The sequence below is a fragment of the Nocardiopsis sp. NPDC006832 genome (assembly GCF_040635885.1).
In the GTDB taxonomy this organism is placed as follows: domain Bacteria; phylum Actinomycetota; class Actinomycetes; order Streptosporangiales; family Streptosporangiaceae; genus Nocardiopsis.
The window spans coordinates 1-26,916 of sequence record NZ_JBEYLC010000071.1 but is presented as its reverse complement, the minus strand read 5'-3'; the positions used below and the strand labels follow the sequence as shown (position 1 = coordinate 26,916).

Here is a 26,916-nt window from a genome sequence, read left to right as displayed (position 1 = left end):
TGGCCCGACGCCTCGCCCGAGGACGAGATGCCGTCCGTCAGCGTGCTTGGACGAGCCAGGATCTCATTTCCTGACCCTTCTCAAACACGCTCTTAGAGATCGTCTCGCTCGGTCGACACGAGGACGTGCTCAGTCGTCCGCCCAGGTGGTCAGTCCATGGCGATAGGCGTAGACGGCCGCCTGCACCCGGCTCTCCAGCCCCAGCTTGGCCAGGATCCGGGTCACATGGACCTTGGCCGTGCCGTGGGTGATGCTCAACTCCCCGGCGATCCGGGCGTTGCTGCGTCCCTTGGCCACCAGCACCAGCACCTCCCGTTCTCGGGGCGTCAGCTCTTCGACCAGCAGTGGGGGCCTGCGCGGCGAGGTCCTCGCGAAGCGCTTCACCAGGCGCGGTGTGACCCGTGGATCGATCACCCCTTGACCTGAGGCCGCTGCTCGCACCGCCTCCACGTACAGTTCCGGGTCGCTCTCCTTGAGCAAAAAGCCCACCGCCCCCGCTTGAAGAGCCCCGAACAGGTAGTCGTCGGTATCGAAGGTGGTCAGCATGACCGTCGACGGCGAGGGCGAGAGCCCCGATAGCTCCCGGGCCGCCTCGACACCGTCAGTGCCGGGCATCCGGATGTCGGTGAGGACCACGTCCGGGCTCAGTCGGCGTGCCATGGCCACCAACTCCCGGCCGTTGGCCGCCGCGCCCAGCACGTCGATGTCCTCGACCGGCCGGAAGAGTAGCCGCAGCCCCTCGCGGGCGGCCGGCTGGTCGTCGGCGATCAGCAGTCGGATCATTCGTCCCCTCTCACGGGGAGTACGGCCCGCACCCGCCAGCCCCGGCCCGGGCCACTCCCCGTATCCAAGACACCGCCCAGTTCCCCGACACGGTCCCGCATTCCCGCCAGGCCGCGCCCGCCCGATCCCTTGTCCCCCGTCACGCGCCGTCCGTCGTCCTCCACCGTGACCGTCAGCGTGTTCGCCGTGCGGCTCAATTCCACCCGGACCCGCCGTGCCGACGAGTGCCGCAGCACGTTGCCCAGGGACTCCTGGACGATCCGGTACACGTCTACTCCCACCCGCTCCGGCAGCCCCTCCCCGATTCCCTCGGGCATCATCAATTCCACGTGCACTCCCGTGTTCTCCAGAGCCGCCACCAGGGGCGGAAGGTCCGCCGGCCCCATGCCCGAGGCCGATCCGGTGAGCCGGTCCCCGTGTAGGGAGTCCAGCAGTTCGCGCACCTCCCGCACCGCGCGGCCGGACATCTGCGCGACCGACTCCAGCACCGCGACCGCCTCTGGGTCCCTGCCTCCCAAAGCCTGCCGACCACCGACCGCCAACAGCCGGATCGCACTGAGATGGTGGCCCGCGATGTCATGCACCTCGCGGGCGATCCGCTCCCTCTCGCGCAGCCGTTCGCGCTCGAACTCGTTGCGCGTCGCACGCCGGATCCCCTCGGCGCGGTCGGCCCTGAGCCGCCACACGTAGCCCACCAGGACGGACACGAGGACGGGGACCGCTGCCATGGAGAAGTCCACACCGTCCCCGATCACGGACGCGGCCGGCGCGAAGGGATCCCCCGACCACTCGACCAGCGAGTTGGCGTCAGGGTAGACGACCACCAGGTAGGTGAACCACCACGCGACCGCCACCGGCACCAGCACCGGCACCGCGCCGGGGCGTTGGTGGGCGAGGGTCGCCACGGCGAACACGCCAGCGATAACGGAGCCGTCCTGGTCCACGAGCGCGAACGAGACGAACAGGAGGGAGCCGGTGGCCAGAGCCACGGCGGCCGGGAACCGCCGCCGCAGCACCAGGGGAGCACAGGCGAGCAGCACGACCAGGTCGCTGAACCACCCATGAGTGCCGTACTCGACGCGGGACAGCCCCAAGGCCGCCAGTCCCACCAGTAGCGTCACCACGATGTCGCGCACCGGAACGGGGAGCCACCGCCACCGCCGCATCCGCGCGACCACTCCGAGACCCGTTGTCGCACCCATCCGTACATGGTGCGGTACGTGGACGGGGTCCGCGTCCGCCGAAAGGTATACGGCCGTCGGGTGGAAAACGAGCTATGTCCTTCGGTAGATGCCCCGGCGGACACCCACCCGCGACCATGCGCCCATGCACACGACCCCACGACCCTTCGAACCCGCTCGCATACCGCTTCTGGACGTGCTGCGCGGTTTCGCCATCCTGGGCACCCTCGCCATGAACATCTGGCTCTTCGGCTACCCCCGGACCGGCAGCTTCGGCCCCGTCGCCGAGGGGCTGCAAACCCTGTTCCTCAACGGCAAGTTCTTCGCGATGCTCACCCTGCTGTTCGGCGTGGGCCTGGCCATCCAGTACAGGGCCGCCACGGAGCGCGGTCGCCCTTGGGCGGGCCGACAGCGTCGTCGTGCCTTCCTCCTGCTGATCGAGGGGGCGCTGCACGGCGTCCTCCTCTTCAGCTGGGACATCCTCATGGGCTACGCGCTTACGGCACTCGTGGTGGTCTACGTGCTCGGTCTCTCCGAGCGGACGCGTTCGGCCATCATGTGGTCCGTCCTGGGCCTGCACCTCACCTTCGTGGGCGGGATGACGGCGATAATGCTCCTGTTCTTCCCCATCGTCCACGTGACTGAGCCCCCGGAGTCCACCGAGTCGGGCCGGCTGTACCTGGAAGGAAGCTACGCCGACCAGGTTCTATACCGGATGGCGAACTTTCTGGACGACCGGACGGAGATGATCACCAGTTTCCCGCTGATGGTGTTCCTCTTCTTGTTGGGAGCGCGCCTGTACCGGTCCGGAGCGTTCGGGGCCGACCTGGTCGGTCGGACCATGCGGGCCCGCATGGCGGTCTGGGGACTGGGGTTGGGTCTGCCGCTCAACGCTCTGGCCGTCATCTGGAACGAGCACCTCGCCTTTGCGGGACGTCTCGTCTTCTCCGTGGTGCTGATGCTGGGCTACCTGGGGCTCGTAGGAGTGCTGTTCGACCGGGTACGACGCCCCGGGCCCGTGACGGCCGCTTTGAGCTCGGTGGGCAGGACCGCGCTCAGCTGCTACATCCTCCAGAACATCCTGGCCTCGGTGCTCTTCTACGGCTGGGGAGTCGGTTTGGCCGCTCACGCGCACCACGCGGGCTGGATGGTGGCCGCCTGGGCGGTGATCGCTCTGATTCTGGTGGCGGGTTCTCGCTGGTGGCTGTCGCGATTCTCGCGAGGGCCCATGGAGACCCTGCAGGTCAAGATCTTGGCTCTGGGCACCGAGGGTAGACGCGCCTCCGGCCCTTCCCCCGTCAAGAGGTGAGACCCGCTTCGACGGGGCCGCTCGCTACTTCTGCCGTCCGCATAAGGCCACGGACACCTCTCCCCTTGGAGCGTTCGGCGGCGTAGTGTCGAGAAATCGGAGATCTCGACGGGGGAGGCATCAGATGAGCGAGAGCGTCCTACGCTCCCTGGAACAGGCGCGCAGGGGCCCGTCCCCCGCCGAGTCGACGAGCGAGCCGCTCATGCGCGACCTCATCGGTGATCTGCTGCGTCGCACCCGGGTCGAACAGGGCCGAACCCTGCGCGAGGTCGCCGAGGACGCCCAGGTGTCACTCCCCTACCTGTCCGAGATCGAACGCGGGCGCAAGGAGGCCTCCTCCGAGCTCCTCGCCGCCGTGTACCGGTCACTGGGCCTGAGCATCACCGAGGTGCTCGGCGAGCTGTACCAGCGCACCACGCTGTTCCGCATGGAGCGGGCCGGTTCCCACCAACCCCGCCTGGCCACGGTTCCCACCGCCCCGACCCACCAGGCCCGTGTGCTCTCCCTCGCGGCCTGACCTGCCGTATCCCCCCACACCAGACGGCACCGCGTTTCAGCTCATCCCAAGGCGCGCGGCGCCCGGCGGTGGTTCCGGGGCGCTCTGCCCGGAACCACCGCACCCCCGACCTCGAATCACACCGCGAGAGGTGCGAGCTCCCTCGTCGTGATCACGTTGTCCACCAGCCCGTACTCCTTCGCCTGCTCGGCGGTGAAGATCTTGTCCCGGTCGGTGTCGGCCCGGAGCCGCTCCTGGGTCTGGCCGGTGTGCCGGGACAGGATGTCCTCCACCTGCGCCCGAACACGCAGGATCTCCGCCGCCTGGATCTCCAGGTCGGCCGCCTGCCCCTGCCCCTCCGTGGAGGGCTGGTGCAGCAGTACCCGGGAGTGCTCCAGCGCGGAACGCTTACCGGCCGTCCCCGCCGCCAGGAGCACCGCCGCCGCGGAGGCCGCCTGGCCCATGCACACGGTCGCCACGTCCGCCTTGACGAACCGCATCGTGTCGTAGATGGCGGTCAGCGCGGTGTTCGACCCCCCGGGCGAGTTGATGTACAGCTGGATCTCGGTCTCGTGGCTCTCATAGTCCAAGTGCAACATCTGAGCCATGATCACGTTGGCGACGTCGTCGTCGATGGGCGTGCCCAGGAAGATGATCCGTTCGGACAACAGCCGGCTGAACACGTCGAACGAACGTTCCCCGTTCGGGGTGCGTTCGACCACCACCGGCACCGTGTAGCGCCCGCTCATCGCTTTCCTCCCCTCGGACCGGCGAACCCGGGCGTGGCACCACCCAGGCGCATGCCGCCCTCCATCTGGTCGACGGTCTCCACGACGTGGTCGACGAACCCGTACTCCCGTGCCTCCTCGGCGGTGAACCAGGCGTCCCGGTGCTGGTCCTTGGCGATGGTCTCCTCGCTCTTGCCCGTGTGTTGGGCGATGAGCCGCACCATGGTGCTCTTGGTGTGCGCGAGGTTCTCGGCCTGGATGGCGATGTCCGCGGCGGTCCCGCCCAGCCCACCGGAGGGCTGGTGCATCATGATCCGCGCGTGCGGCATGCTGTACCGCTTGCCCGGAGCCCCGGTGCAGGCCAGGAACTGCCCCATGCTGGCGGCGAACCCCATGACCAGGGTGGAAACGTCGTTGGGCACGAAGTTCATGGTGTCGTAGATGGCCAGGCCGGCACTGATCACTCCGCCGGGGCTGTTGATCGCCAGGGTGATGTCCCTGTGCGGATCCTCGTCGGCCAGCAACAGGATCTGCGCGCACACACGGTTGGCGCTCTCCTCGTCGACCTGGGTCCCCAACAGCACGATCCGGCTGCGCAGCAGGCGCGCGGCCAGTTGGTCGTCGAACCCACCACCGGGCGCGTACTCGGTGACGAGCGTGGGTCGTATCGGCATCGGTCCTCCTCATCGCCGGTGTTCGTACCGGTGATCCCAGCCTGCGCCGGGCGGGACCTCGACCGCCACGATTTCGCCCGGGAGCAGATCTGCCAACGGCAGAGCCACCCCGGCCCACCCCCGAACATGACGAAAGGCCCCGGGTGGGGGCCTTGGAGATGCGCGGACTCGGGGCCTGGGAGTCCTTGGCGGCGGGGGTGGAGGGAGGGGAGGGGGATGAGGTTCGTCGATCAGGTGTCGTCTATGGCGGCGCGCAGGTCACGGAGAACGTCGAGCACCAAAGGCCGAAGGGAGGGCCTTATGGCGTCGAAGACCTGCTTCTGTTTTCGCTCCAGGTGCTTGCGGCGCTCGGCGAGGACTCGTTCGCCCTCCGCCGTGATGGTGACCACCGTGCTGCGTTCGTCACGCTCGGACCGGCGTCGGGCCACCATGCCCTTGCGTTCCAACTGTTGGATCATCCGAGTGGCGGAGGGTGAGGAAACACCCACGATGTGAGCAACCGCACCGACACTCGGATTGTCCATCCCGCGCACCGCCTCCATCAGGAGCGATTGTGTCAGTGTGATCTCCTCCGCACCACGATGCCCATGCCCGCCCCGAGAGCGGGCGTGTAGCGCCGCGTTGATGAGTTCGGTCCAGACGCGCTGGAACTCTTCGAGTTCAGCCGCGTTCGGATGATCGCATTCCTGCTGCTCAGAACAGGAATCGGGGGTCTCTTCGAGCAAGAAACGGTCCTCGCTGGATGGGCTCTGCACACGGGTCCCCGACCCGCGCGGTGGTTTGACGTATGTGTAGTCTAGCTATTAAATAGCTTGCGCACGCAAGTTCAAGTAGATCCATGCCCCACCAAAACGGAAACGACACTCCCGTCCCCTGATCTGTTCCTGGACGGTCTCGTTCTCCACCGGGGTGGTGGACGTCCGCCCGGGCACGTCGGGCGGGCCCGGACCGGTCCGGGAGGGGCGCATTGACGACAGTGCTGGTCGCGCATTTCATAACAGCTGCGGTCGCGCCCTTAGTGATACGCCAGTGGGGCCGTAACGGTTTCTACGCGCTCGCGATCGTCCCCGGCCTGGCGACCGTGTGGACCCTGTTCCAGCTCCCGACCATCCTCAACGGCGGCACGCTGTCGGAGTCGGTGGAGTGGGCCCCCGAGTTCTCCCTCCGGCTCGGCACGCACATGGACGCCCTCGGTCTGGTCATGACGCTCATCGCCGCGGGCGTGGGCACCCTGATCCTGGCCTACTGTGCGCGCTACTTCAGTGACTCCGACGAAGGTCTACCGCGCTTCGCGGGCGTGTTCGTCGCGTTCGCCGGCGCGATGCTGGGCCTCGTCCTCGCCGACGACCTCATCCAGCTCTTCATCTACTGGGAGCTGACCACGGTCTTCTCCTACCTCCTCGTCGGTCACAAGGCCGAGTCGAAGGACAGTAGACGGGCGGCGATGACGGCCCTGGTCGTCACCACGTTCGGCGGCCTGGCGATGCTGGTCGGCATGATCATGCTCGGCGAGACCGCCGGGACCTACGTGATCTCCGAGATCGTCGCGGACCCGCCCACGGGCGGAGCGCTGGTCAACTCGGCGCTCGTGCTGATCATGGTCGGCGCGATGTCCAAGTCGGCGTTGTTCCCCTTCAGCCTGTGGCTGCCCGCGGCCATGCAGGCGCCCACACCGGTCTCCGGTTACCTGCACGCCGCGGCTATGGTCAAGGCCGGTGTCTACCTGGTCGCCCGTCTCACGCCCGCCTTCGGCGACGTGGCCGTGTGGACGACGATGGCGCTGTTCTTCGGTGTCATCACCATGATCTTCGGCGGGTGGAAGGCGCTACGCCAGTTCGACCTCAAGCTCGTCCTGGCCTACGGCACCATCAGCCAGCTCGGTTTCCTCATCGCCCTGCTCGGCACCGGGACCCGCGCCGGCGCCCTCGCCGGTATCGCGATGCTGGTGGCGCACTCCCTCTTCAAAGCTCCCCTGTTCCTCATCGTCGGCATCATCGACCACAGCACGGGAACCCGGGACCTGCGCGAGCTCTCCGGCCTGCGCAAGTCCATGCCGGCCACCTTCTGGACCACGATCGTGGCACTGGCCTCGATGTCCGGTCTGCCGCCCACCGCCGGGTTCGTCGCCAAGGAACTCGCCTTCGGGGCCTATACCGAGGGCGGTGGCGTCGACACCCTGGTCCTGGTCGGCCTGGTCCTGGGATCCACCCTCACCGTGGCCTACAGCCTCCGCTTCCTCTGGGGTGCCTTCCTCGACAAGGAGGGTGTGCAGCCCAACGAGGTCCACTCCCCCGGCCCGCTCTTCCTCGCGCCCGCGGTGGTCCTCGCCGCGCTGAGCCTGATCGGCGGAATCGTCTCCGGGAGGATCGACCGACTCTTCGCCACCTACGCGGACACCGTCCCCCTGGGACCGAGCGAGGAGTACCCCACCTACCTGGCCCTGTGGCACGGCTGGGAACTGCCGCTGCTGCTGTCGGCGGTCTGCGTCGTCGGCGGTCTGGTGCTGTTCTACTTCCGCCACCGGGTCGCCTGGCTCGGCAACCGGCTGGCCTACGTCAACCCCGAGCGCAACTACCGGCGGATGATGGCCGGCCTGGAGACCCTGGCGTTGCAGGTCACCGGTAGCACCCAGCGAGGTTCGCTCCCGGTCTACCTCGGCACCATCCTGGTGTTCCTGGTGGTCACCGCCGGAATCCCGATGATCACGGGACGCCTGTGGGAGGGCGACTACCCGACGCTGCGCGTGTGGGACACCCCGGTGCAGGTCATCCCCGCCCTGATCATCGTGATCACCTGCCTGATGATCCTGTTCGTGCGACGCCGCCTCTTCGCGGTGATCCTCGTCGGCATCGGCGGTTACGGCGTGGGCGCCCTGTTCTACCTGCAGGGCGCGCCCGACATCGCGCTCACCCAGTTCCTCGTCGAGACCGTCAGCCTGGTGGTCTTCGTCCTCGTGCTGCGCCGCTTCCCGTCCCACTTCTCGGCACCCGCGCTCAAGGGCCGCCGGATCTGGAACATGGTGATCGGCGTCGCCACCGGCCTGCTCGTGTCGGCCATGACGTGGTTCGCCCTGGCCGGTCGACAGGAACCCTCCATCGCGGTGGGCGGACCCGACGGGCCCTCCTACGTGGAGGCGGCGGAGGAGGCCGGCGGGGACAACCTCATCTCCGTGCTGCTGGTCGACGTCCGCGCCTGGGACACCATGGGCGAGATCTCGGTGCTGGCCGCCGCCGCCGCGGGTGTGGCCAGCCTGATGTTCGTGCGTCGCCGGGCCCAGCCCCGAAAGGCCCCCGGTGGCGTGATGGCCCTGTCCGTCACCCAGCCGCCCACACCCACCGACGGACACGACCGGCTGGACCTGAGCAACCTGAAGGTCGCACCGCGGAACATGCACGTCAAGCCCCAGTGGAACCGTGCCTGGCTGCCAGGGGCGGAGGCGATGCCCACCGAACGCAGGTCGATCATCTTCGAGGTGGTCTCGCGCTTCCTCTTCCCGGTGATCATGGTGATCTCGGTGTACCTGCTGCTGACCGGGCACACCGACCTCGGCGGTGGTTTCGCCGGTGGCATCGTGGCGGGCCTCGCGTTCATCGTCCGCTACCTCGCGGGTGGTCGCTTCGAGCTGTACGCCACCGCGTGGGTGCAGCCGGGCGCTCTGATCGGTGCCGGTCTGGCGCTGGCGACGGGCACGGCGATCGGCGGGGCGATCTTCCTCGACGACGTGCTCGCCGGGGCGGACTACTACCTGAACTTCGGGATTCTCGGCGAAGCGCACGTCACGGTCTCGATGCTGTTCGACATCGGCGTGTACCTGCTGGTCATCGGACTGATCCTGGACATCCTGCGCAGTCTCGGCGCCCGCATCGACGAACAGATCGAACGAGACGCCGCGCACTCGGAGGCCATCGATCCGGGTACCTCCGCACGAACCGAGGAGGCCACCTCGTGAACGAGTCGCCAAGCCTGACACTCGTCATCGTCGTGGGCGTCCTCGTCGCGGTCGGCGTCGTGCTCATGTTGGAGCGCAGCCTCACCCGTGTGCTGCTGGGCTTCATCGTGTTCAGCAACGGCGTGAACCTGATGATCCTGGCGATGGCCGGAGAACCGGGCGGTCCTCCGATCCGGTGGTTCACCGACGACGTCAACGAGATGACCGACCCGCTACCACAGGCGATGATCCTGACGGCCATCGTCATCACCCTCGGCATCACCGCGTTCCTGTTGGCGTTGGCCTACCGGAGCTGGCAGCTGGAGGGCAACGACGAGGTCCAGGACGACGCCGAGGACCTCCGTATCGTGCAGGGCGAGGGCCGGCGCGCCGTGCGTCAGCGATTCCTACAGGAACGTCGCCGGCTGCGCGCGGACATCCGCAGGCAGCGGGCCGAGCTCCAGGCCACCATCGCCGCGGCCGACGCCCAGGAGCTGGCCGAACAGGCCCGCATCAAGGCGGAGATCGCGGCAGCCCAGGCCGAGCTCGCCAGGTTCGAGGTCGAGGCCGAGGACGGCGACATCGACGAGCAGTCCCAGGAGACCATGCGTCGTCTGACCCACCGCCGGCAGAGCATGGTCAACCAGGTGACGGAACTGCGCGGCCGGATCCGCATGGGACGCAAGCGACTGCGTGAGCACAGGCGCGCCGACCGCGCCGCCGAACGCGAGCTGTGGCGCGAGCTGCGCCGCCGCATCCGTTCGCAGCGGCGTCAGGCACGTCAGACCATGCGGGCCGAGCGTGAACGCTTGGCCCGCGCGGAAGACAGCGACCTGCAAGGGAACGACTGACCATGGAATGGGACTACCTCGCCGGAATCCTGCACTACCTCGTTCCCCTGCCGGTGGTGTTGCCGCTCTTCGCGGCCGGTGTCAAGCTCGCGATGGGTATCCGCCGGCCCCGCTTCCAGCAGTGGCTGAGCGTCATCTCGCTGACGCTGGTGTTGCTGATCGGTGCCACGCTGATGGTGGGCGCCGACATGTTCGGGCCCCAGGCCGTCCAGGTGGGCGGTTGGGAGACCCCCGTCGGCATCACGCTGGTGGCCGACCGGCTGTCCGCGCTGTTGGTGACGGTCTCCGCGGCCATCACCCTGGCCGTGCTGATCTACTCGATCGGTCAGGGCATGGCGGGCAAGGGCGAGGTGGCGCCACTCTCGGTGTACCAGCCGACCTACCTGATCCTGGTGGCCGGTGTCTCCAACGCCTTCCTCGCCGGTGACCTGTTCAACCTGTACGTCGGTTTCGAGATCCTGCTGACCGCCAGCTACGTGCTGCTGACACTCGGCGGTACGCAGTCGCGGATGCGGGCGGGCGCCATCTACGTGGTGGTGTCGCTGGTGTCCTCGGTACTGTTCCTGATCGGTATCGCCCTCGTCTTCGGCGCGACCGGCACCGTGAACATGGCCCAGCTGGGCGAGCGACTGCCCGAGATCTCCTCGGATCTGGCGCTGGTCCTACAGGTCATCCTGTTGGTCGCCTTCGGCATCAAGGCCGCCGTCTTCCCGCTGGCCGCGTGGCTGCCGGACTCCTATCCCACCGCGCCGGCCCCGGTCACCGCGGTGTTCGCGGGTCTGCTCACCAAGGTGGGCGTGTACGCGATCATCCGGACGCAGACCCTGTTCTTCCCCGGCGATCCGCTCAACGACGCCCTGATGTGGGTGGCCCTGGCCACGATGCTCCTGGGCATCCTGGGCGCCGTGGCGCAGACCGACATCAAACGTCTGTTGTCGTTCACCCTGATCAGTCATATCGGCTACATGGTGTTCGGTGTGGCGCTCGGCAGCCAGTTGGGTATGACGGGCGCCGTGTTCTACATCGCCCACCACATCACCGTGCAGACCACGTTGTTCCTGGTGACGGGGTTGATCGAGCGAAGGGGCGGGTCGACGTCGCTGGACCACCTGGGTGGTCTGGCGAAGATGGCACCGTTCCTGGCCATCCTGTTCTTCATCCCGGCGATGAACCTGGGCGGCATCCCGCCGCTGTCGGGCTTCCTCGGCAAGGTCGGGCTGATGCAGGCCGGTGTGGAGGCGGGCACCCCGCTGGCCTACACACTGGTCGGCGCCTCGGTGCTCACCAGCCTGCTGACGCTGTACGTCATCGCGCGTGTGTGGAACTACGCGTTCTGGCGCACTCCGTCCGAGGGCATGGTCGCCGAACCCGGCACGATCCTGGAGGACACCGAGGAGGAGGACGACTCCACCGCGGCCCTGGGCCCGGGCGAGGCCGTCGGCCCCTCCTCCCGGCTGAGCGACACCTCGACCGCGGCCACCCCGGTCGTGACCTCGGTGGTCCTGCCCAAGAGCATGGTGGGCGCCACGATCGGCCTGGTCGCCTTCGGTCTGGCCATGACCGTGTTCGCCGGTCCGCTCATCGGTTACTCCTCGAACGCCGCGACCGACCTGTGGGAACGCACGCCCTACATCGAAGCGGTCCTCGGAGGGTCCCGATGAACGCTCTACAGATCAAGAAGAAGATCGGTGCGCGCGCCCTGCGCAGCCGCATCGGCAAGGTGCAGATCCCCGTCGCCCTCGGGATGACCGTGGTCTGGATGCTGCTGTTCGACGCCTTCCGGCTGCGCCCGGAGACGTTGGGCATCGCTGCCCTGGGTTTCCTGGTGTCGGTGGTGATCATGATGGTGTTCCCGCTGCCGCCGATCGTTCCGGGCTTCCGGTTCTGGCCGTTGCGGGGGCCCCAGATGGTCCTGTACATCCTGGGTCAGATGTTCGTCGCCAGCGTCGAGGTGAGCTCCTGGGTGCTCCGTCCCGGGCCGCCGAAGAGCTCGGTGGTGGCGGTGCGCATGCGCACCGAATCCGACCTGATCATGGTGTGCGTGGCCATCGCCACCTCGATCATCCCGGGCAGTGTGATCGTGGAGGCCTCCCAGCCCGAACGCATCCTGTACGTGCACGTGCTGGGCGCGCAGAACGAGGAGGAGGCGGCCGAGGCGAAGAGGGGCATCCACGTACTGGAGGAACGCATCGCCCGCGGGATCGGCACCCGGGAGAACATCGCCGAGCTGGAGGCCGCCCTGGCCACCGAGCGGAGGAACACGTGAACATCCTGTGGACCGTCATCGCCCTCCTACTCGGTGTGGCCGCGCTACTGGGCATGATCCGGCTCCTGCTGGGACCGAGCATCCTCGACCGGGCACTGTCCGTCGACGCCCTGTTGGCCTTCGCCGTGACCGGCCTGGGCGCCTACGCGGCGTTCAACCGCGACCCCACGGTGCTGCCCACCTTGTTGGTGCTGTCCCTCCTGGGTTTCGTGGGATCGGTCAGCGTCGCCAAGTTCGTCGCCCGCCGTACCCAGGAGGACGACGACGATGAGCAGATCGTGCTCCCCGTCGTCGAGAACACGGTCGAAGAGGAGGGGAAGAGGTCATGAGCGATCAGGTCGTCCAGATCCTGGACTGGGCCGGAATCCTGTGCATCCTGGCCGGGGCGCTGCTGTCCTTCGTCGCCGGCATCGGCCTGGTCCGCTTCCCCGACCTGTTGTCCCGCATGCACGCGGCCTCCAAACCCCAGGTGTTGGGGTTGCTGCTGGTGTTGGTGGGGATCGGGTTCCGACTCCTTCCCGCGGAGGAGACCGGCGTCTTCAGCCTCGGCACGCTGTTCCTGGTGGGACTGTTCCAGGTGGTGACGGTACCGGTGGCCGGTCACATCGTGGCCCGGGTGGGGTACCGGACCGGTCGGATCCGCCACGACCTGGTGAGCACCGACGAGCTGGCCGAGCGACTGGCCACCCGACGCTCCGCCCCCGACACCTCCGAGGACACGGTTTCCTAGGATTCACGCAGGCATGACCGGGGCCGGTCGGGTCCCCTCCTCCCGACCGGCCCCGGTTCTCTTATTCGGTAGTGGTCTCCGCGTCCAGTCGAATCGCCTCCTCGTCGCTCATCAATCGGGACCGGATCAGGAATCGCTGTCCGGTCGGGGCCTCCACGGAGAACCCCGATCCCCGGCCGGGAACGACGTCGATGGTCAGGTGGGTGTGGCTCCACAGCTCGAACTGCGAGCGGGACATCCACACCGGCACCGGCTCCGGCAGCCCCACGTCCAGGTCTCCGAGGTGCACGTCGGAGGCTCCGGTACGGAACTCCCCCAGCGGATAGCACATCGGTGAACTGCCGTCACAGCAGCCGCCGGACTGGTGGAACATCAGCGGACCATGGTCGGCGGTCAGTTCCCGCAGCAGGGTCGCCGCGGGGTCGGTTACCGCCACCCGTTCCATCAGAAGAACCCCATCGCCTGGTCCGAGTAGCTGACCAGCAGGTTCTTGGTCTGCTGGTAGTGGTCGAGCATCATCTTGTGGTTCTCGCGCCCGATCCCCGACTGCTTGTAGCCACCGAAGGCGGCGTGCGCCGGGTAGGCGTGGTAGTTGTTCACCCACACACGACCGGCCTGGATGTCGCGACCGGCCCGGTAGGCGGTGTTGCCGTTGCGCGACCACACGCCCGAGCCGAGCCCGTACAGGGTGTCGTTGGCGATCTTGATGGCGTCGGCGTAGTCGTCGAACCGGGCCACGGAGACGACGGGGCCGAAGATCTCCTCCTGGAAGATGCGCATGTTGTTCTGGCCCTCGAAGACCGTGGGGGTGACGTAGTAGCCGCCCGCCAGGTCGCCCTCCATCTCGGCCCGGCCGCCACCGGTGAGCACCTTGGCGCCCTCCTGACGGCCGATGTCGATGTAGGACAGGATCTTCTCCAGCTGATCGTTGCTGGCCTGGGCGCCCATCATGGTGTCGGTGTCCAGGGGGTTGCCCTGCTTGATCCGACCCACCCGCTCCAGGGCGTCGGACATGAACCCGTCGTAGATGGAGTCCTGGATCAGCGCACGGGACGGACAGGTGCACACCTCGCCCTGGTTGAGGGCGAACATCGTGAAGCCCTCCAGCGTCTTGTCGTAGAACGCGTCGCGCTCGGCGGCCACGTCCTCGAAGAAGATGTTGGGGCTCTTGCCGCCCAGCTCCAGGGTGACCGGGATGAGGTTCTCCGACGCGTACTGCATGATCAGCCGACCCGTGGTGGTCTCACCGGTGAAGGCGACCTTGCGCACGCGCGGGTTCGAGGCCAGCGGCTTGCCCGCCTCCACGCCGAAGCCGTTGACGACGTTGAGCACGCCCGGCGGCAGCAGGTCACCGATGATGTCCATCAGGAGCAGGATGGACGCGGGCGTCTGTTCGGCGGGTTTGAGGACGATGGCGTTGCCGGCCGCCAGGGCCGGGGCGAGCTTCCAGACCGCCATGAGGATCGGGAAGTTCCAGGGGATGATCTGACCGACCACACCCAGCGGTTCCTGGAAGTGGTAGGCGACGGTGTCGCCGTCGATCTGGGAGCTGTGGCCCTCCTGGGCCCGGACCGCGCCGGCGAAGTAACGGAAGTGGTCGATGGCCAGCGGTATGTCGGCGGCCAGGCACTCACGGACCGCCTTGCCGTTCTCCCAGGACTCGGCGACCGCGATCCGTTCGAGGTTCTCCTCCATGCGGTCGGCGATCTTGTTGAGGATCAACGCGCGTTCGGCCGCGCTGGTGCGGCCCCACGCGGGCGCGGCTCCGTGCGCGGCGTCGAGGGCGAGTTCGATGTCGTCGGCACCACTCTGGGCCACCTCGGTGAAGGTGCGCCCGGTGATCGGGGTGGGGTTCTCGAAGTAGCGTCCCTTGACCGGCTTGACCCACTCGCCTCCGATCCAGTTGTCGTAACGCGGCGCGTACTGAACGACGCTGCCGGCCTCACCGGGGGGAGCGTAGATCGCCATAGGTGTGCCTCCTTCGACGTGGGAGCGCCGGTGGTCGCCGCCCCGGCGCGGAATTCCCAGGGACGGTCGAGTGTGACGCTAGTTACGTCGAGGTTGCGACCACGTTGCAACGGTGCGCCGACCCGCCTTCAGTATCCCGACCTGCGCAGACGGACCCGCAGTGTGGCGTGCCGGGGCGACCCCGGGTCGGTGGCGCGCAACGCGGCGTCGAGCACCCGAGGATCCTCCCGCCACTCCGGCTGTTCCGACCACACCAGCAGGGTCCACGGGTCGGCGTGCGTGGCGAGCACCTCGCACACCTCCGCCTGGAGTTCGTCGCGTTCCTCCACCACGCCCGGTGCCTCCGAACGCGGCAGCACGTGCCCCTCGTAGACGTTGACGGCCTGGCGATAGTCGCCCTTCCCCAGGTGTTCGCGCACCTCGTCCAGGTCGGTGCGTACCGGCCGGAGCAGCCGGTAGGGGCGGGAGGCGAGCAGGTCTTTGCCCAGCAGACGGCGCATCCTCGACATCTCCGCCCGAATCGTCACCGGGGAGGTGTCGCGTTCGTTCAGCAGGACGCCGAGGGCATCACCGGTCAGACCCCGTGGGTGGCGCGTCAACAGCAGGAGGATCTCGGAGTGACGGGTACTGAGCTCGACGGAGCGACCGTCCACTTCGAGGAGCCCCTGGTCACGGCCGAGCACCCGGAACCGGGCCGGGGCGCGCGGGTCACGTGGAGTAGGTAGCAGCCCGCTGAGTCGACGGGCCCGGATCTCCATCTCGGCTGCGGCCGCCGCGGCTCGGACCAGTGCCAACGCCTGCGGCGAGGCCAGGTGGTCGCCGCCGGTGAGGTCCAGGACTCCCAGGAGCCCGCCGGTGTCGGGGTCGTGCAGGGGCGCGGCGGAACAGCTCCAGTGCTGTACTCCCCGACTGAAGTGCTCGCTGGCGAAGACCTGCACCTCGTGGTCCAGGGCCAGGGCGACCCCGGGGGCGTTGGTGCCGGCCGAACGTTCGTGCCAGTTCGCGCCCGGCATGAAGTGCATGTCCTCGGCCCGGGTACGCAGCCCGTAGTCGCCCTCCACCCACAGCAGGCGCCCGGACACGTCGCCGACCGCGAGGATCTGTGGTCCCGGGGCGCCTTCGAGCAGCAGCCGTCGCAGCAACGGCATGGTGGCGGCGAGCGGGTGCGCGTCGCGCTGGTCGTCCAAGGCGGGTCCGGTGACTTCGAGCCGGGGAAGCGTCCGGTCCGGATCGACCCCGTGCCGGGCGCTGCGCCGCCAGGAGTCACCGACCACCGAGCGCACGCGCCCGCTGAGTCGGCCGGAGTCGGTGAAGCGTTCGTGCGCGACGGCCACGTCCCGGCGCACGCTGTCCGGATCGGTCTCCCATGACCACGCGTTCCATGCCCTGGACATCGGTGGATCCCTCCGTCGCGGTGGCTGCGCTCCCAGCGTCCATTCGCCTCTGGACCCTGATTGAATCCCCAGGTGAGGGTCTTGACAAGGGGTTCACCGGAACTACTGAAGAGTTGCCCCACTCACGACATGTATGTACCCGCGAGGCCCCACGTCTCACGGAGACCAAGGTGCTCGATTCCGCTTATGTCAGGGCGTTCTGCCACACTTCGTGTATGCCCAATCCCCCTCAGCACCCACATGGGAACCCCGTACCACCCGCGCCTTTCGCCGGCCCTGGTCACCCGGGTGGCCCCTCAGAGGTACCGGCATCGGCGCAGAAGAAGACGTCCGTTGCACGCGACTACCGGTGGTCCATCGGCCTCACGATCGCCGCGGTACTGTTGTTCGTCCCAGCTCTCTCGTTCGGTCTGAATCCAGCGTTTCCCACACCGGACATCGAGGAGCGCATCAGCGGCACCGATCGCATCACCTTCGAAGTCATCGAGGGAGAAACCAGAGCCTGGGGCGTCTATTCCGACTCCGAAACAACCGTCCTCCCTTGCCGCGTCTTCCCTCCCGAAGAGGACTGGGAATACACCTATCCGGAGTGGGACAAGGCCTCCCACCTCACTTTCGGGGACTGGCGCGGCGAGGGCATCTTGGACACCCCGGAGCCAGGGACCTACACGCTGGCGTGCGTAGGCGACGACGAATACGCTCTCGGCGCCTCCGGGCCTTTGCGAATGGTCCATCCCATCTACAACATCCTCGCGATGGTCATTCTCGGTGTCGTGCCGTCCCTCACCTTCGCGGCGATAGTGGTCGCGGTGGTGACCACCGTGCGTCGCCGTTCCGCCGTCCGACAGTCCTGATCCGACCCAACCAGGTACCCCCATGTCGCAACCACTCGAACCGTCGCCTTCCCCCAATTCCGGAGAGGAACGGGGGTCGGTCCAGCCGTGACGCTCCTTTTGGAAACCACCGAGACCTCCGAGGCCCTCGCTCCGGCCCTGGCCGGCCCTCCTCCCGGGTCGCCGCCGCCGGCACCACCCACCGGACCACCCGGACCCCCTGATCCCCCCGGCCCTCCCGGCCCTCCCGACCCTCCCGGTCCGCCGCCTCCTCTTCCGCCGGGCCCGCCACCCCGGCCGACTCCGCCGATCCCTCCGGAGCCGGACCCGAAGTCGATCCGTCCGAGTCGGCGCTGGTACTGGGTCGGGGGCTCCCTGATGCCCGCGGCGATCGTCTTCATGGTCGTGGTGCTGACCCTCACCGAGTGGTTCGAGGTGCCCGCTTGGGTGGGCGTGCTGACCGTCCTGGTGCTGGTCCTCGCCATCTTCGCCACGTTCGGCATCGTCCTTGGTGTGTTCATCACCAGGTCCACCCGTCTGGCGCGGCTGAACGCCGTGCGGAACCAGGCGATCATCGCCGCCGAGCAGGCGCGGTTCGGCTTCCGCCCCATGCCCGCGCCACCGCCGCGAGCACCCGCGACCCCGGCCAAGGACCGCCGTCCCCGACGCAGGTGGTTCTTCCTCGTCCCGCTCATCCCGCCCGCCTTCGTCGGCGTCGGATTGCTGCTCTTCCACCTGTTCGGCGGCGGGCTCCCAGGCCCCGACAAGACCCCCGAACTCGTCTCCGACGTGGTGGAGGGGAGCGGGTCCACCGAGTTCTACGTCCAGCCCGAGAACGTCGGAGAGCTCGGCCTGTACGCCTCCCCCTCGGAGCTCCACGTGGGGAACTGCGCCATCGACGGCCCCGAGTACCCCCGGATCACCGAACGCGAGGTCGGCCACAGCTGGGACGACTGGCGACTGGAGTACTCGGTGAACGTCCACACATCGGGCCTCTATACACTGACCTGCGACGGAGCACTCGAACAGTCGCACGTGATCGCGGAGACCCGAACCGCCCACGAAGCCGATCAGCGGGGCATGTTCCTGGCGTTGACCATCCTCGGGACCATTTTCCTCGGAGTCGTCGCGATGATCGCGACGTTCATCACCCTCGCGATCCGGCGGGCGACCTACACGGAGCGAATGGCGAGACGGGCACGCGGGGCGGCCGGCCGAAACGGTTGACCGGGTTCGTGCAACGAAGTCCGACCGGCGCGCGTCTCAACGAACAACCGCCGGCGGACCGCCCACCGGCACTTTCACACCCGGTCGAGGTAGAACTGCGATGAGTCAGCACCCGCCTTACGGTCACCCCGGCCCCCACGGCCGACCGAACATCCACGTCGACGCGCGCGAGGTCCGGCCCGGGAGGGGCTGGTTCGTCATCGGCGCCCTCGTCATCGTCGGCGGTATCGCGACCGCGATCGTGGGTTTCGTGCTCTCCCTGGTCTCCACGGTGAGCATCCCCGACTTCGAGGCCCGGGTGACCTCGGGTCAAGAAGGCTCCTTCACCGTGGCGGACCCCGGGTTCCAGCTCGGTCTGTACTCGTCCTCGGGCAGTGGCCGACAAGCGTGCGTCCTGCTGCTGCCCGACGGCGGCAGGGCCGACTTCGACAGCCCCGGGTACAGCCACAACGTCGACACCGGCGCCGAGAGCTGGTCCCTGGTGGGGACGTACGAGCTCAGCGAGGCGGGCGAGTACACCCTGTCCTGTTCCGACGACTCCACCACCACCGAGTTCGCGGTGACGAACAACGGGGACGGTGGCGTCGAGATCGTGCGAGGCGTGGGCTCGACCCTCCTGTGGGCGCTCGTCCCCTCCTTCCTAGGCCTGGTGCTCGGACTGACGATCATCATCACCACGGCGGTGCGGCGCGGCCGGTTCCAGCGTCGCCTGATCGCCGAACGACAGCAGCGGTACCACGGTCACGGGCCCCGCTAGGGCACACCCGCTCGCGCCGCGCACACCTTCGCATCCGCATCCCCCGGGAGTGCCCGTGACCGCCGACCTTCCGTCCTTTCCTCCCCTGAAGCCCCGCGATCCCGTCGAGATCGGCGGGTACCGGACCGTGGGTCGCCTCGGCGCCGGCGGCATGGGCGCCGTGTACGCCGCTCGGTCCCCCGCCGGTGAGTTGGTCGCCGTCAAGCTCGTCCACGGTGACCTGGCCATCGATCCCGAGTTCCGGGCGCGGTTCCGACGTGAGGCCGACCTGGTCGGTCGGGTCGTCGGCCCGTGCGTGCCGAGGTTCCTGGCCCAGGACACCGCCGCGGACCAACCCTGGTTGGCCACCGAGTACGTGTCGGGGCCGACCCTGCGTCAGCACGTCCGCGAACACGGTCCCCTCATGGGGACGTCCCTGCACGCCTTCGCGACCGGTGTCGCCGAGGCGTTGCGGGCCATCCACACCGCCGGGATCGTGCACCGCGACCTCAAACCGGGCAACGTCATCCTCGCGCCCGACGGACCCAAGGTGCTGGACTTCGGCATCGCCCGGGCCATCGACGAAACCGCCATCACCCGCACCGGTGGGCTGTTCGGCACACCGGGTTGGGTGGCCCCCGAACTCCTCAAGGGCGGCCCGCCATCGGTCGCCGCGGACGTCTTCGCGTGGGGTGGGTTGGTCGCCTACGCGGCCACCGGGCGTTCCCCCTTCGGGACGGGGTCGGCCGAGACGATGGCGGTGCGGGTACTGGACGGGAAACCGGACCTGGCGGGAATCCCGGACTCGCTGATGCCCTTGGTTCGGGCCGCGACCGGGGGTGATCCCGCCCGGCGGCCGACCGTGGAGCAGGCGCTCGCGGAGCTGCTCGGCGCGGACCGGGCCACGATCGTCGGTCCGGGACCGGAGGCCACCGAACTCGTCACCCGGGTGCTGCGGCAGGGGTGGGAGGCGCCGCCCCCGCCCACCGTGTTCACCGGGGATCCGGCCCCGCGCCGGCGTCCGAGACGGCGTCGGCCCCGGCTCCTGGTGGGGGCCGCCGTGTCCGCGCTGGTGTTGGTGGCGTCGGTCGCGTGGGTGGCGGGTGATCGGTTCGCACAGGAGCCGGTGGAGACGGACGTGGGGGCCGGTGGAGGGGCCGGTGGAGGATCCACCGAAGAAGTCGGCGACGGGGCCGGTGAACAGGTGGCGGTGGAGATCGCCTCGAAGGGCCTGTTCATGGTGCACTCCGATCCCGACGGGGCCCTCGACCTCACCCCCGGCTTCGACGGGGCCGGTTCCGCCCTGCCGGCGGGGGTGGACCGGGCGGAGTTCGTGGTGGCGAGCGTCGACGTCAACACCGTGTACGCCGACGTCCAAGAGCAGAGCGGCATCCGGGTGTTCGGTGAACTGGAGTACCTGGCGGACGAGGGCGAGTTCACCCTGCGGGCCGGCGACTTCGTCCTCCTCGAAGTGGGCGACGAGTGGGCTCCGCTGCCGGATGACCCCACCGCCGACGGACGTCCCGCGCACACCGCCCCTGGTGACGAAGTGGTCGCCACGGTCTCCGCGGACACGCCGAACGCGGAGTTCGCGGTGGACTTCGCCGACGCCCCGCAGAGCGGGCTGCTGACCTACCTGCCGGCCGCGAACGTCGTCGGCGGTACGGCCGAGGTGGCCGGTGTCTACACCTGCTACATGAACTGGCATCCCTATCCCCCGGTCGACATGACCGATGTGGAGTACGTGCCCTGTCCCGCGGAGCGACCCGAATGAGCGGCCACACGACCACGGGTTTCTCCCCGTTGCGCCCCGACGACCCGGAGACCGTCGGCGGCATGCGCGTCGTCGGACGGATCGGTACCGGCGGTATGGGCACCGTCTACGCCGGGATCGGGCGGCGGGGCCGGTACACGGCGATCAAGGTCATCCGCGAGGAACTGACCGAGGACCCCGGACTGCGCGAACGGTTCACCCGAGAGATCCGACTGCTCGGGCAGGTCGAGAGTCGGTGCGTACCGGCGCTGCTCGGGTCCGGTCGGGACGGTGGCGTGCCGTGGCTGGTCACCGAGTTCGTGCCCGGGTTGTCGCTCTCCGCCCATGTGCGAGAACACGGACCGCTGCCGCCGAACCTGCTGCGCGGGTTGGCCGGTGGTGTGGCGGAGGCCCTGGTCGCCGCGCACACCGCGGGGATCGTGCACCGCGACCTCAAACCGGGCAACGTCATCCTGGCACCCGATGGGCCCAAGGTGCTGGACTTCGGCATCGCACGGGCCATCGACGAGACGGCCCTGACCCGTACCGGTGGGCTCGTGGGCACACCCGGATGGATCGCCCCGGAGGTGCTTCGGGGAGCGGCGGCCACGCCCGCCGCCGACCTGTTCGGTTGGGGTGCCTTGATGGCCTTCGCCGCGACCGGCCGGCCGCCCTTCGGCGCGGGTTCCACCGATTCCCTGGCACACCGGGTCCTGGACCGAGCGCCCGACCTGGCGGGTGTCCCGGAGGCGCTGTGGCCCCTGGTGACGGCCGCCCTGGACAAGGACCCGGCGCGCAGGCCCACGGCGGCGTGGCTCGCGGCGACACTGACCGGCCACCCGGGTGGGGATGGGCTGTCGGCCGCGGTGGGCGCGCTGTTGGACCGGGAATGGGTGGGGGTGGCCGCCGAGCCGCCGGCTCCCCCCACGGGTGGAGGTCGAAAGGTCTTACCGGCCGTGGGCGCGGCCGTGCTCGTGCTCGGCGTGGCGGGCGGTGGGCTCCTGGCCGCCCGAGCCCTCACCGATGAGGGAAGCGAAGTCGCGGCGGGGAACGAGGCCGCAGAAGGGACCGAGGCCGTGGAAGGGACCGAGGGCGGCGGCGAGGGGGCGTCCGAGGAATCCGAGTGGGACCCGCCCGCGCCGACCCCCTTCGGCGCCAACGCGGAATGGGAGGCCCAGACGTTCGTCTCCCCCGACGGGTACACGACCTTCCAGGCGACACCGGACCGGTTCGAGACACTCACCTATGTGTCGGTGACCTCGGTGGAGGACGTCGCCGAGGGAGTCCGGTTCTCGGTGCGCGTGCTCAACCTGGTGGAGGGGCACGACGTTCCCTCGATGCTCACCGTCACCACTCCGCAGGCTCCACTCGCGCCGCTGGAGTCACCCGGGCCGGTGGGGATCGGCGACGAACTCGACCTGACCTTCCCCGACGCACCCGACCAGGGACAACTCACCTTCTCCGACGCCGACCACGATCCCGGGGTGTCCGGATTCCCGCCGATCAGCCTCTGCTATGACGCCTCGGCCGGCGCCCTGTCGCCCGACGCGCGGGACTGCGCCTAGGGTTCGGCGACCGGATACGGGGAGACGGTGCCGGCGTTCTCGTTGACCAGCAGCGCCCGGCCCGCCGGCGGGAAGGCCCGCTGTGGGCAGGCGGGGCGTTCGCAGACCTTGCAGCCCAGGCCGATCGGGGTGGCGGCCGACGGGTCCTCCAGGTTCAGGCCGGTGGAGTAGACGAGGCGGTGGGCGTGGCGCAGCTCGCAGCCCAGGCCCACCGCGAAGGTCTTGCCGGGTGCGCCGTAACCGCCATAACCCCGGGTGACGGTACGCGCGACCCAGAAGTAGGTGCGTCCGTCGGGCATCTGCGCGATCTGCCTCTGAATGACGCCCGGGGCTGAGAACGCGGCGTAGACGTTCCACAACGGGCACGTGCCGCCCGAGCGGGAGAAGTGGAAGCCGGTGGCGGACTGACGCTTGGACATGTTGCCGGCGCGGTCCACCCGGACGAACGAGAACGGGACACCCTTCAGGCCGGGGCGCTGCAACGTGGACAGGCGGTGGCAGACCGTCTCGAAGCCCACCCCGAACCGGTCGGCGAGCAGCTCGACGTCGTAGCGTTCCTGTTCGGCGGTCATCCGAAAGTCCCTGTAGGGCAGGATGAACGCGCCCGCGAAGTAGTTGGCCAGACCGATCCGTGCCAGCCGGACCGCCTGTTCGGTGGTGAGTTCCTCGCCGCGGGCGAGTTCGTCCAACAGGTCGCCGTGCTCCAGGAAGGCGAGCTGGGTGCCGAGCTGGAAGGCCCGCTGGCCGGGGCGCAGGTGCCCCGCCAGTGACAACACGCGTCGTTCGGGGTCGAACGTCCGGTTCTTGGACGATTGGTCGACGGTCTCCACCCTGACCCCGTGCCGTTCGGCCAGGAGCCGGGTGAGGACCAGGTGCGCTTTGCCCGGTTCGGCGCCTTCCCGGTGGGCCAGGTCCTCGGCGAGCTCGTCCAGTTCGCCGATGTAGTTGTGGCGTTCGTAGAAGAAGTCCCGGACCTGTTCGTAGGCCATGGGAGCCACGGATGTGGCGCCCCCGTCCCTGCCCTCCGCCAGCGCGGCGGCCTGACCGGCGACGTCCCGGTAGCGACGGTGCAGGTCCACGAGGGCTCGGGCGACCGAGGGCATGGCGGAGGCGAGTTCGTCGAGTTCCTCCGTACCCACCTGGTCCCCGGTGGGCACGTCGGTGAGGGCTTCGCGGAGTTCGGCGATCAGACGCGAGGTGTCGCCGGTCGCGAAGAAGCTCGGGTCCACCCCGAAGGCTTCGGTGATACGGAGGAGGACGGGCACGCTGAGCGGACGCTGGTTGTGCTCCATCTGGTTGAGGTAACCGGCGGAGATGCCCAGCTCACGGGCGAGTTCGGCCTGTTTGAGCGAGTGTTCCTGCCGCAACCTGCGCAGCCGCGGCCCCGCGAAGACCTTGCGCACGGCGATCGCCCCCTTCCATCCCCGCCAGACTAACCCGAAGGTGTCTCACCAGGTGTTAGCAGGCTTAGCTGGAACGAGAGGAAGCCTTAGCCGAACTCAGCAGGGAGTGGAATCGAGTTATCCACAGGCGAGTGGGAGTGGGATAGCGGTTGGTGGGCGGATTGGTGTCTTCTTGTATTGGGGGAGCCTTTGGTTCCGCCGGCTCTGTGCTGCCTGAAGGTGGGGTCAAAGGAGGGGGAGGGGAGGGGGAGGAGGGGAGGTGGGAGATGGGAGGTGGGAGATGGGAGGTGGGGTTCAGGTGGCTAATGCTGCGGGAGAAAGCTTCCGAGAGACCTACGTTGCTTGCGTGAGTGCATGGGGCGCCGGAGATCTCTGGTCTTTGAATTGTTGGGCGTTACTCGGGTGGCTGGTGGGGCGCCTGGAGTGGGGAGTCTTGGGGTTGTAGGGCGTTGTGTGGGGCGGGTTGGTGGGGCGCCTCGGGTCGAGGTCCTACCGGTTGTTGGGCGGGGCGGGGGTGGGTTCTCCCTCCTTCCCCGCCGCGTGATTGTTGCCGCCCGCACCGTACGCGTCAAGGCAATGTTGAGTGCTGTAGCGATCGGGCTGGTGGCCTTGACCCGTACGGCACGGGCGGCGGTTTGGCGGCTATCGGGGAAGGGGGGAGAGTGGTTGAGGTCCCAACGGCCCCGGGCTTCGCCCGGTCCGGCCGTAGCCGGCCGGATTCCTTCCCCCGTCTGGCTTTCTCGTGGGGCGCGTCGCCACTACGTGACCGGCCCGGTCACGAAGAGCCCGCTACAGGCCAGGCACGGGGCCGGGCGCGTCCCCGCGGTAGCCGGCACCGGCGCCCCTTTGGCGATGATCTTGCTCCTAGCGCCCATTTGGGCGCCCAACATGGCGCTACGGACAAGATCGTTTCCATTCAGAGCCCCTTCCCTCGAATTCGCTAGGAGCATCTCCGCGATAGACGGATCCGACCATAGCGAAAAGGGGTTGCGGGCAACCCGAAACAGAGGCTCTCACATAGCAGGAATGCCGGCCCCAGAATTCGGTTAATAAACTCGCGGGTAGGCCTGCCGTTCTTGGGGGTGTTCGCATATAATCAGAGTATGAGCTTTCCTCCCCACGCGCCGCGCCCGACCGGGGACACTCCGGTCGATAAGGCGATGGCGGGTGCGCGGGAGATGGCGGTGGAATTCTCCGGACGGGATATCCCGTTCGGGTGTGAAGCCGATGTGCTCGCCCAGTTCGGCCGACTCAACCAGGAAACAGACCGGATCCGCTACGGGATGCTGCCCGCCCTGGCCCGCATGGAGACCACCGGCGCCCTGTTGGAAGAGGGTGGCCAGCGCAGCATCCAGGCGTGGATCACCCACCAGTGGGGCACCTCCCCGGCCGAGGCCAAGAGCTTTGCCATCCTCGCCCGGGCGTTGTACAAGCAGCAGTTGCCCTTGGTGGAAGAAGCCTTCCAGAACAAGGCCCTTTCGTTGGGTGAAGCGTGCGCCATCGCGACCTCCACCGAAAAAGCCACCACCGAGTGGGCCAAGGTCCTCGAATCGGCGGATGAGGAATTCCGTGCCCAGCGTCCTTCGGTGGAGGGGTTTCGGGCCCGGTTGGAATTCGGGCTGATCGGCTTCAAGGCCGAGTGCCCGCAGGCTTCGGTGCGCCAGTTGCGGGACGCGGCGAAATGGTTCGTCGCCCGCCTGGACCCGGATAAGGCCGACCGGGACTACGATGAAACGTTCGAGAACCGGGGCGCCCAATTCTCGCCCACGTTCGAGTCCGGGTTTTTGCTGCGGATGTGGGGTCCGGGGGCCGACCACGAGCTCATCCAGGCCGCCCTAGAGGCCTACGCCGAACCGTACGGGCCCGAGAACGCCGCTACCCCGAAGCATCAGCGCACCTATGACGCGATGATGCGCATCTTCGAGACCGCCCTGACCCACCGGGGTTGCTCCAGCCTGAGCCGCCAACCGTTGGCCACGTTGAACATCACCGTCCCCCTGAAGCGCTTCCTGGGCGATGGGACGGCTGAGCCCGCCACCACCGAGGATGGTGTGGTCATCCCTGATCAGATGGTGGCCCGCCTGACCCCGCAGAGTTGGCTGCGCCGGTTCGTGACCGACGCCCAGGGTCGGACCCTGTTGGATGTGGGGCGCAAGCAGCGGTGCGCTCCGGATCCGGTGCGCCAGGCGGCCGGGTTCAAGAAGCCCTACTGCGAGTGGCACCAGGGCTGCGACATGCCGCGTAGCTGGTCGCAGTACGACCACATCGTCCCCTTCTCCCACGGCGGAGCCACCAGCGCCGAGAACATGCAGGTGCTCTGCTCGACCCATAACCGGCTCAAGCACCGGTTGCAGGCCAAGGTGAACCGGCAGATCTGGGAACACCACCACGCCCAGAACCACCAAGAAGCGGGAAAGGACAGCGGGTCCGGGGATGGGGAAGGCGAGCCAGCCCCAGCCACCGCCCCCTAACCACCACCCGCTTCTACCAGGTGGAACACCACCCCGACGAGATCACCCCCGGTTGGGTGTCAGACCCCAAGGGCCCTGTGTCCTGTGGGGATATCGGCATGTCCCCACCCTGAACCCCCGCCCGGAGTCATATCCCGGGGCCGGAGTGGCTCCCGTTGGGGGTCTCGGCGCCACTGCCACCATAGGTACCGGCCCACCGGCACCATCAACCCCGTGTTGTCTCTTCATCATGATGATCTTGTCCGTAGCGCCATGTTGGGCGCCCAACATGGCGCTACGAGCAAGATCATCAGGGAGAGAGCTTCACCAGAGCCGGCTACCGCGGGGACGCGGCCCGCCACCCGTCCCACCTGTAGCGGGCACTTCGTTACCCCACCGGTCACGTAGTGGCGACGCGCTCAACGAGGACACCAGAGGGAAGGGAAGGGATCCGGCCGGCCACGGCCGGAGTGGGCCGAAGGGCCCGCAGGGCCGTTGGGACCTCAACCACTCTCCCCCCTTCCCCGATAGCCGCCAAACCGCCGCCCGCACCGCACGGGTCAAGGCCACCAGCCCGATCGCTACAGCACACACCATCGCCTTGACGCGTGCGGTGCGGGCGGCAACAATCACGCGGCGGG

The 26,916-nt window shown here is 68.4% G+C and carries 23 protein-coding genes; 14 read left to right on the top strand and 9 right to left on the bottom strand.

Annotation, left to right across the window (positions count from 1 at the left end):
- Positions 1 to 129: 129 nt before the first annotated feature.
- Both ABZ717_RS24675 and ABZ717_RS24670 read right to left on the bottom strand, forming a co-directional pair.
- Complete coding sequence (locus tag ABZ717_RS24675; RefSeq protein ID WP_358514480.1) at positions 130 to 783, bottom strand: response regulator transcription factor; 654 nt, start codon at positions 781 to 783, stop codon at positions 130 to 132.
- The gene (locus ABZ717_RS24670) at positions 780 to 1,985 is read right to left on the bottom strand and encodes a histidine kinase (protein ID WP_358514478.1); all 1,206 of its coding nucleotides are present in this window, start codon (positions 1,983 to 1,985) and stop codon (positions 780 to 782) included. Before ABZ717_RS24670 ends, ABZ717_RS24675 begins: the two co-directional genes overlap by 4 nt.
- Positions 1,986 to 2,109: 124 nt before the next feature.
- Between ABZ717_RS24670 and ABZ717_RS24665 the strand changes: the two genes are divergently transcribed.
- Positions 2,110 to 3,273: a DUF418 domain-containing protein gene (locus ABZ717_RS24665; protein WP_358514476.1), complete on the top strand. Its 1,164-nt coding sequence runs from the start codon at positions 2,110 to 2,112 to the stop codon at positions 3,271 to 3,273.
- A gap of 124 nt (positions 3,274 to 3,397) precedes the next feature.
- A complete protein-coding gene (locus ABZ717_RS24660; RefSeq protein ID WP_358514474.1) occupies positions 3,398 to 3,790 on the top strand; it encodes a helix-turn-helix transcriptional regulator in 393 nt (130 codons plus the stop codon).
- A 116-nt stretch (positions 3,791 to 3,906) separates the two neighbouring features.
- Here ABZ717_RS24660 and ABZ717_RS24655 read toward each other — a convergent pair whose 3' ends face one another.
- From ABZ717_RS24655 to ABZ717_RS24645, 3 genes are all read right to left on the bottom strand, one after another.
- A complete protein-coding gene (locus ABZ717_RS24655) occupies positions 3,907 to 4,518 on the bottom strand; it encodes an ATP-dependent Clp protease proteolytic subunit (RefSeq protein ID WP_358514472.1) in 612 nt (203 codons plus the stop codon).
- Complete coding sequence (locus tag ABZ717_RS24650; protein ID WP_358514470.1) at positions 4,515 to 5,171, bottom strand: ATP-dependent Clp protease proteolytic subunit; 657 nt, start codon at positions 5,169 to 5,171, stop codon at positions 4,515 to 4,517. Before ABZ717_RS24650 ends, ABZ717_RS24655 begins: the two co-directional genes overlap by 4 nt.
- Before the next feature lie 230 nt (positions 5,172 to 5,401).
- Positions 5,402 to 5,896, bottom strand: a complete 495-nt coding sequence (locus ABZ717_RS24645) for a MarR family winged helix-turn-helix transcriptional regulator (RefSeq protein ID WP_358514468.1) — start codon at positions 5,894 to 5,896, stop codon at positions 5,402 to 5,404.
- A 251-nt stretch (positions 5,897 to 6,147) separates the two neighbouring features.
- On the opposite strand from ABZ717_RS24645, the gene ABZ717_RS24640 reads away from it, so the two are divergent.
- From ABZ717_RS24640 to mnhG, 6 genes are read left to right on the top strand one after another with little or no spacing between them, the layout of a single operon-like run.
- The gene (locus tag ABZ717_RS24640) at positions 6,148 to 9,120 is read left to right on the top strand and encodes a Na+/H+ antiporter subunit A (RefSeq protein WP_358514482.1); all 2,973 of its coding nucleotides are present in this window, start codon (positions 6,148 to 6,150) and stop codon (positions 9,118 to 9,120) included.
- Positions 9,117 to 9,950 carry a Na(+)/H(+) antiporter subunit C gene (locus tag ABZ717_RS24635; RefSeq protein ID WP_358514466.1) on the top strand — a complete coding sequence of 278 codons (834 nt, stop codon included), beginning with the start codon at positions 9,117 to 9,119 and terminating at the stop codon, positions 9,948 to 9,950. Before ABZ717_RS24640 ends, ABZ717_RS24635 begins: the two co-directional genes overlap by 4 nt.
- 2 nt (positions 9,951 to 9,952) lie before the next feature.
- Positions 9,953 to 11,611, top strand: a complete 1,659-nt coding sequence (locus tag ABZ717_RS24630) for a Na+/H+ antiporter subunit D (protein WP_358514464.1) — start codon at positions 9,953 to 9,955, stop codon at positions 11,609 to 11,611.
- A complete protein-coding gene (locus ABZ717_RS24625) occupies positions 11,608 to 12,216 on the top strand; it encodes a Na+/H+ antiporter subunit E (RefSeq protein WP_358514462.1) in 609 nt (202 codons plus the stop codon). Before ABZ717_RS24630 ends, ABZ717_RS24625 begins: the two co-directional genes overlap by 4 nt.
- Positions 12,213 to 12,545 (top strand): monovalent cation/H+ antiporter complex subunit F, encoded by a 333-nt coding sequence (locus tag ABZ717_RS24620; RefSeq protein ID WP_358514460.1) that lies wholly within the window; start codon positions 12,213 to 12,215, stop codon positions 12,543 to 12,545. The genes ABZ717_RS24625 and ABZ717_RS24620 overlap by 4 nt, the downstream gene beginning before the upstream one ends.
- Positions 12,542 to 12,946 (top strand): monovalent cation/H(+) antiporter subunit G, encoded by a 405-nt coding sequence (mnhG, locus tag ABZ717_RS24615; RefSeq protein WP_358514458.1) that lies wholly within the window; start codon positions 12,542 to 12,544, stop codon positions 12,944 to 12,946. The genes ABZ717_RS24620 and mnhG overlap by 4 nt, the downstream gene beginning before the upstream one ends.
- Before the next feature lie 61 nt (positions 12,947 to 13,007).
- Here mnhG and ABZ717_RS24610 read toward each other — a convergent pair whose 3' ends face one another.
- The 3 genes from ABZ717_RS24610 to ABZ717_RS24600 form a co-directional block, all read right to left on the bottom strand.
- Positions 13,008 to 13,391, bottom strand: a complete 384-nt coding sequence (locus ABZ717_RS24610) for a DUF779 domain-containing protein (protein ID WP_358514456.1) — start codon at positions 13,389 to 13,391, stop codon at positions 13,008 to 13,010.
- Complete coding sequence (locus tag ABZ717_RS24605) at positions 13,391 to 14,914, bottom strand: aldehyde dehydrogenase family protein (protein WP_358514454.1); 1,524 nt, start codon at positions 14,912 to 14,914, stop codon at positions 13,391 to 13,393. The genes ABZ717_RS24610 and ABZ717_RS24605 overlap by 1 nt, the downstream gene beginning before the upstream one ends.
- 128 nt (positions 14,915 to 15,042) lie before the next feature.
- A complete protein-coding gene (locus tag ABZ717_RS24600; protein WP_358514452.1) occupies positions 15,043 to 16,308 on the bottom strand; it encodes a GAF domain-containing protein in 1,266 nt (421 codons plus the stop codon).
- A gap of 215 nt (positions 16,309 to 16,523) precedes the next feature.
- Here ABZ717_RS24600 and ABZ717_RS24595 point away from each other — a divergent pair, with 215 nt between their 5' ends.
- From ABZ717_RS24595 to ABZ717_RS24575, 5 genes are all read left to right on the top strand, one after another.
- Positions 16,524 to 17,162: a hypothetical protein gene (locus ABZ717_RS24595; protein WP_358514450.1), complete on the top strand. Its 639-nt coding sequence runs from the start codon at positions 16,524 to 16,526 to the stop codon at positions 17,160 to 17,162.
- Positions 17,163 to 17,519: 357 nt separating this feature from the next.
- A complete protein-coding gene (locus ABZ717_RS24590) occupies positions 17,520 to 18,368 on the top strand; it encodes a hypothetical protein (protein ID WP_358514448.1) in 849 nt (282 codons plus the stop codon).
- Positions 18,369 to 18,468: 100 nt separating this feature from the next.
- Positions 18,469 to 19,125, top strand: a complete 657-nt coding sequence (locus ABZ717_RS24585) for a hypothetical protein (protein WP_358514446.1) — start codon at positions 18,469 to 18,471, stop codon at positions 19,123 to 19,125.
- 55 nt (positions 19,126 to 19,180) lie between these two features.
- Entirely contained in the window at positions 19,181 to 20,878 is a 1,698-nt protein-coding gene (locus ABZ717_RS24580; protein WP_358514444.1) for a serine/threonine-protein kinase, read from the top strand.
- A complete protein-coding gene (locus tag ABZ717_RS24575) occupies positions 20,875 to 22,422 on the top strand; it encodes a serine/threonine-protein kinase (protein WP_358514442.1) in 1,548 nt (515 codons plus the stop codon). Before ABZ717_RS24580 ends, ABZ717_RS24575 begins: the two co-directional genes overlap by 4 nt.
- Here the strand turns inward: ABZ717_RS24575 and ABZ717_RS24570 are convergent.
- On the bottom strand, positions 22,419 to 23,825 hold the full coding sequence (locus ABZ717_RS24570) for a short-chain fatty acyl-CoA regulator family protein (RefSeq protein ID WP_358514440.1): 1,407 nt from the start codon (positions 23,823 to 23,825) through the stop codon (positions 22,419 to 22,421). The two genes, ABZ717_RS24575 and ABZ717_RS24570, sit on opposite strands and share 4 nt — an antisense overlap.
- 1,103 nt (positions 23,826 to 24,928) lie before the next feature.
- On the opposite strand from ABZ717_RS24570, the gene ABZ717_RS24565 reads away from it, so the two are divergent.
- Positions 24,929 to 26,296 (top strand): DUF222 domain-containing protein, encoded by a 1,368-nt coding sequence (locus tag ABZ717_RS24565; RefSeq protein ID WP_358514438.1) that lies wholly within the window; start codon positions 24,929 to 24,931, stop codon positions 26,294 to 26,296.
- The last annotated feature ends 620 nt before the right edge of the window (positions 26,297 to 26,916 follow it).

What these genes read in the sequence shown, in the direction of transcription:
- ABZ717_RS24675 (WP_358514480.1), bottom strand. Translation starts at nt 783, where the DNA reads ATGATCCGACTGCTGATCGCCGACGACCAGCCGGCCGCCCGCGAGGGG.
- ABZ717_RS24670 (WP_358514478.1), bottom strand. Translation starts at nt 1,985, where the DNA reads ATGGGTGCGACAACGGGTCTCGGAGTGGTCGCGCGGATGCGGCGGTGG.
- ABZ717_RS24665 (WP_358514476.1), top strand. Translation starts at nt 2,110, where the DNA reads ATGCACACGACCCCACGACCCTTCGAACCCGCTCGCATACCGCTTCTG.
- ABZ717_RS24660 (WP_358514474.1), top strand. Translation starts at nt 3,398, where the DNA reads ATGAGCGAGAGCGTCCTACGCTCCCTGGAACAGGCGCGCAGGGGCCCG.
- ABZ717_RS24655 (WP_358514472.1), bottom strand. Translation starts at nt 4,518, where the DNA reads ATGAGCGGGCGCTACACGGTGCCGGTGGTGGTCGAACGCACCCCGAAC.
- ABZ717_RS24650 (WP_358514470.1), bottom strand. Translation starts at nt 5,171, where the DNA reads ATGCCGATACGACCCACGCTCGTCACCGAGTACGCGCCCGGTGGTGGG.
- ABZ717_RS24630 (WP_358514464.1), top strand. Translation starts at nt 9,953, where the DNA reads ATGGAATGGGACTACCTCGCCGGAATCCTGCACTACCTCGTTCCCCTG.
- ABZ717_RS24625 (WP_358514462.1), top strand. Translation starts at nt 11,608, where the DNA reads ATGAACGCTCTACAGATCAAGAAGAAGATCGGTGCGCGCGCCCTGCGC.
- mnhG (WP_358514458.1), top strand. Translation starts at nt 12,542, where the DNA reads ATGAGCGATCAGGTCGTCCAGATCCTGGACTGGGCCGGAATCCTGTGC.
- ABZ717_RS24610 (WP_358514456.1), bottom strand. Translation starts at nt 13,391, where the DNA reads ATGGAACGGGTGGCGGTAACCGACCCCGCGGCGACCCTGCTGCGGGAA.
- ABZ717_RS24605 (WP_358514454.1), bottom strand. Translation starts at nt 14,914, where the DNA reads ATGGCGATCTACGCTCCCCCCGGTGAGGCCGGCAGCGTCGTTCAGTAC.
- ABZ717_RS24600 (WP_358514452.1), bottom strand. Translation starts at nt 16,308, where the DNA reads ATGTCCAGGGCATGGAACGCGTGGTCATGGGAGACCGATCCGGACAGC.
- ABZ717_RS24595 (WP_358514450.1), top strand. Translation starts at nt 16,524, where the DNA reads ATGCCCAATCCCCCTCAGCACCCACATGGGAACCCCGTACCACCCGCG.
- ABZ717_RS24590 (WP_358514448.1), top strand. Translation starts at nt 17,520, where the DNA reads ATGCCCGCGGCGATCGTCTTCATGGTCGTGGTGCTGACCCTCACCGAG.
- ABZ717_RS24585 (WP_358514446.1), top strand. Translation starts at nt 18,469, where the DNA reads ATGAGTCAGCACCCGCCTTACGGTCACCCCGGCCCCCACGGCCGACCG.
- ABZ717_RS24575 (WP_358514442.1), top strand. Translation starts at nt 20,875, where the DNA reads ATGAGCGGCCACACGACCACGGGTTTCTCCCCGTTGCGCCCCGACGAC.
- ABZ717_RS24565 (WP_358514438.1), top strand. Translation starts at nt 24,929, where the DNA reads ATGAGCTTTCCTCCCCACGCGCCGCGCCCGACCGGGGACACTCCGGTC.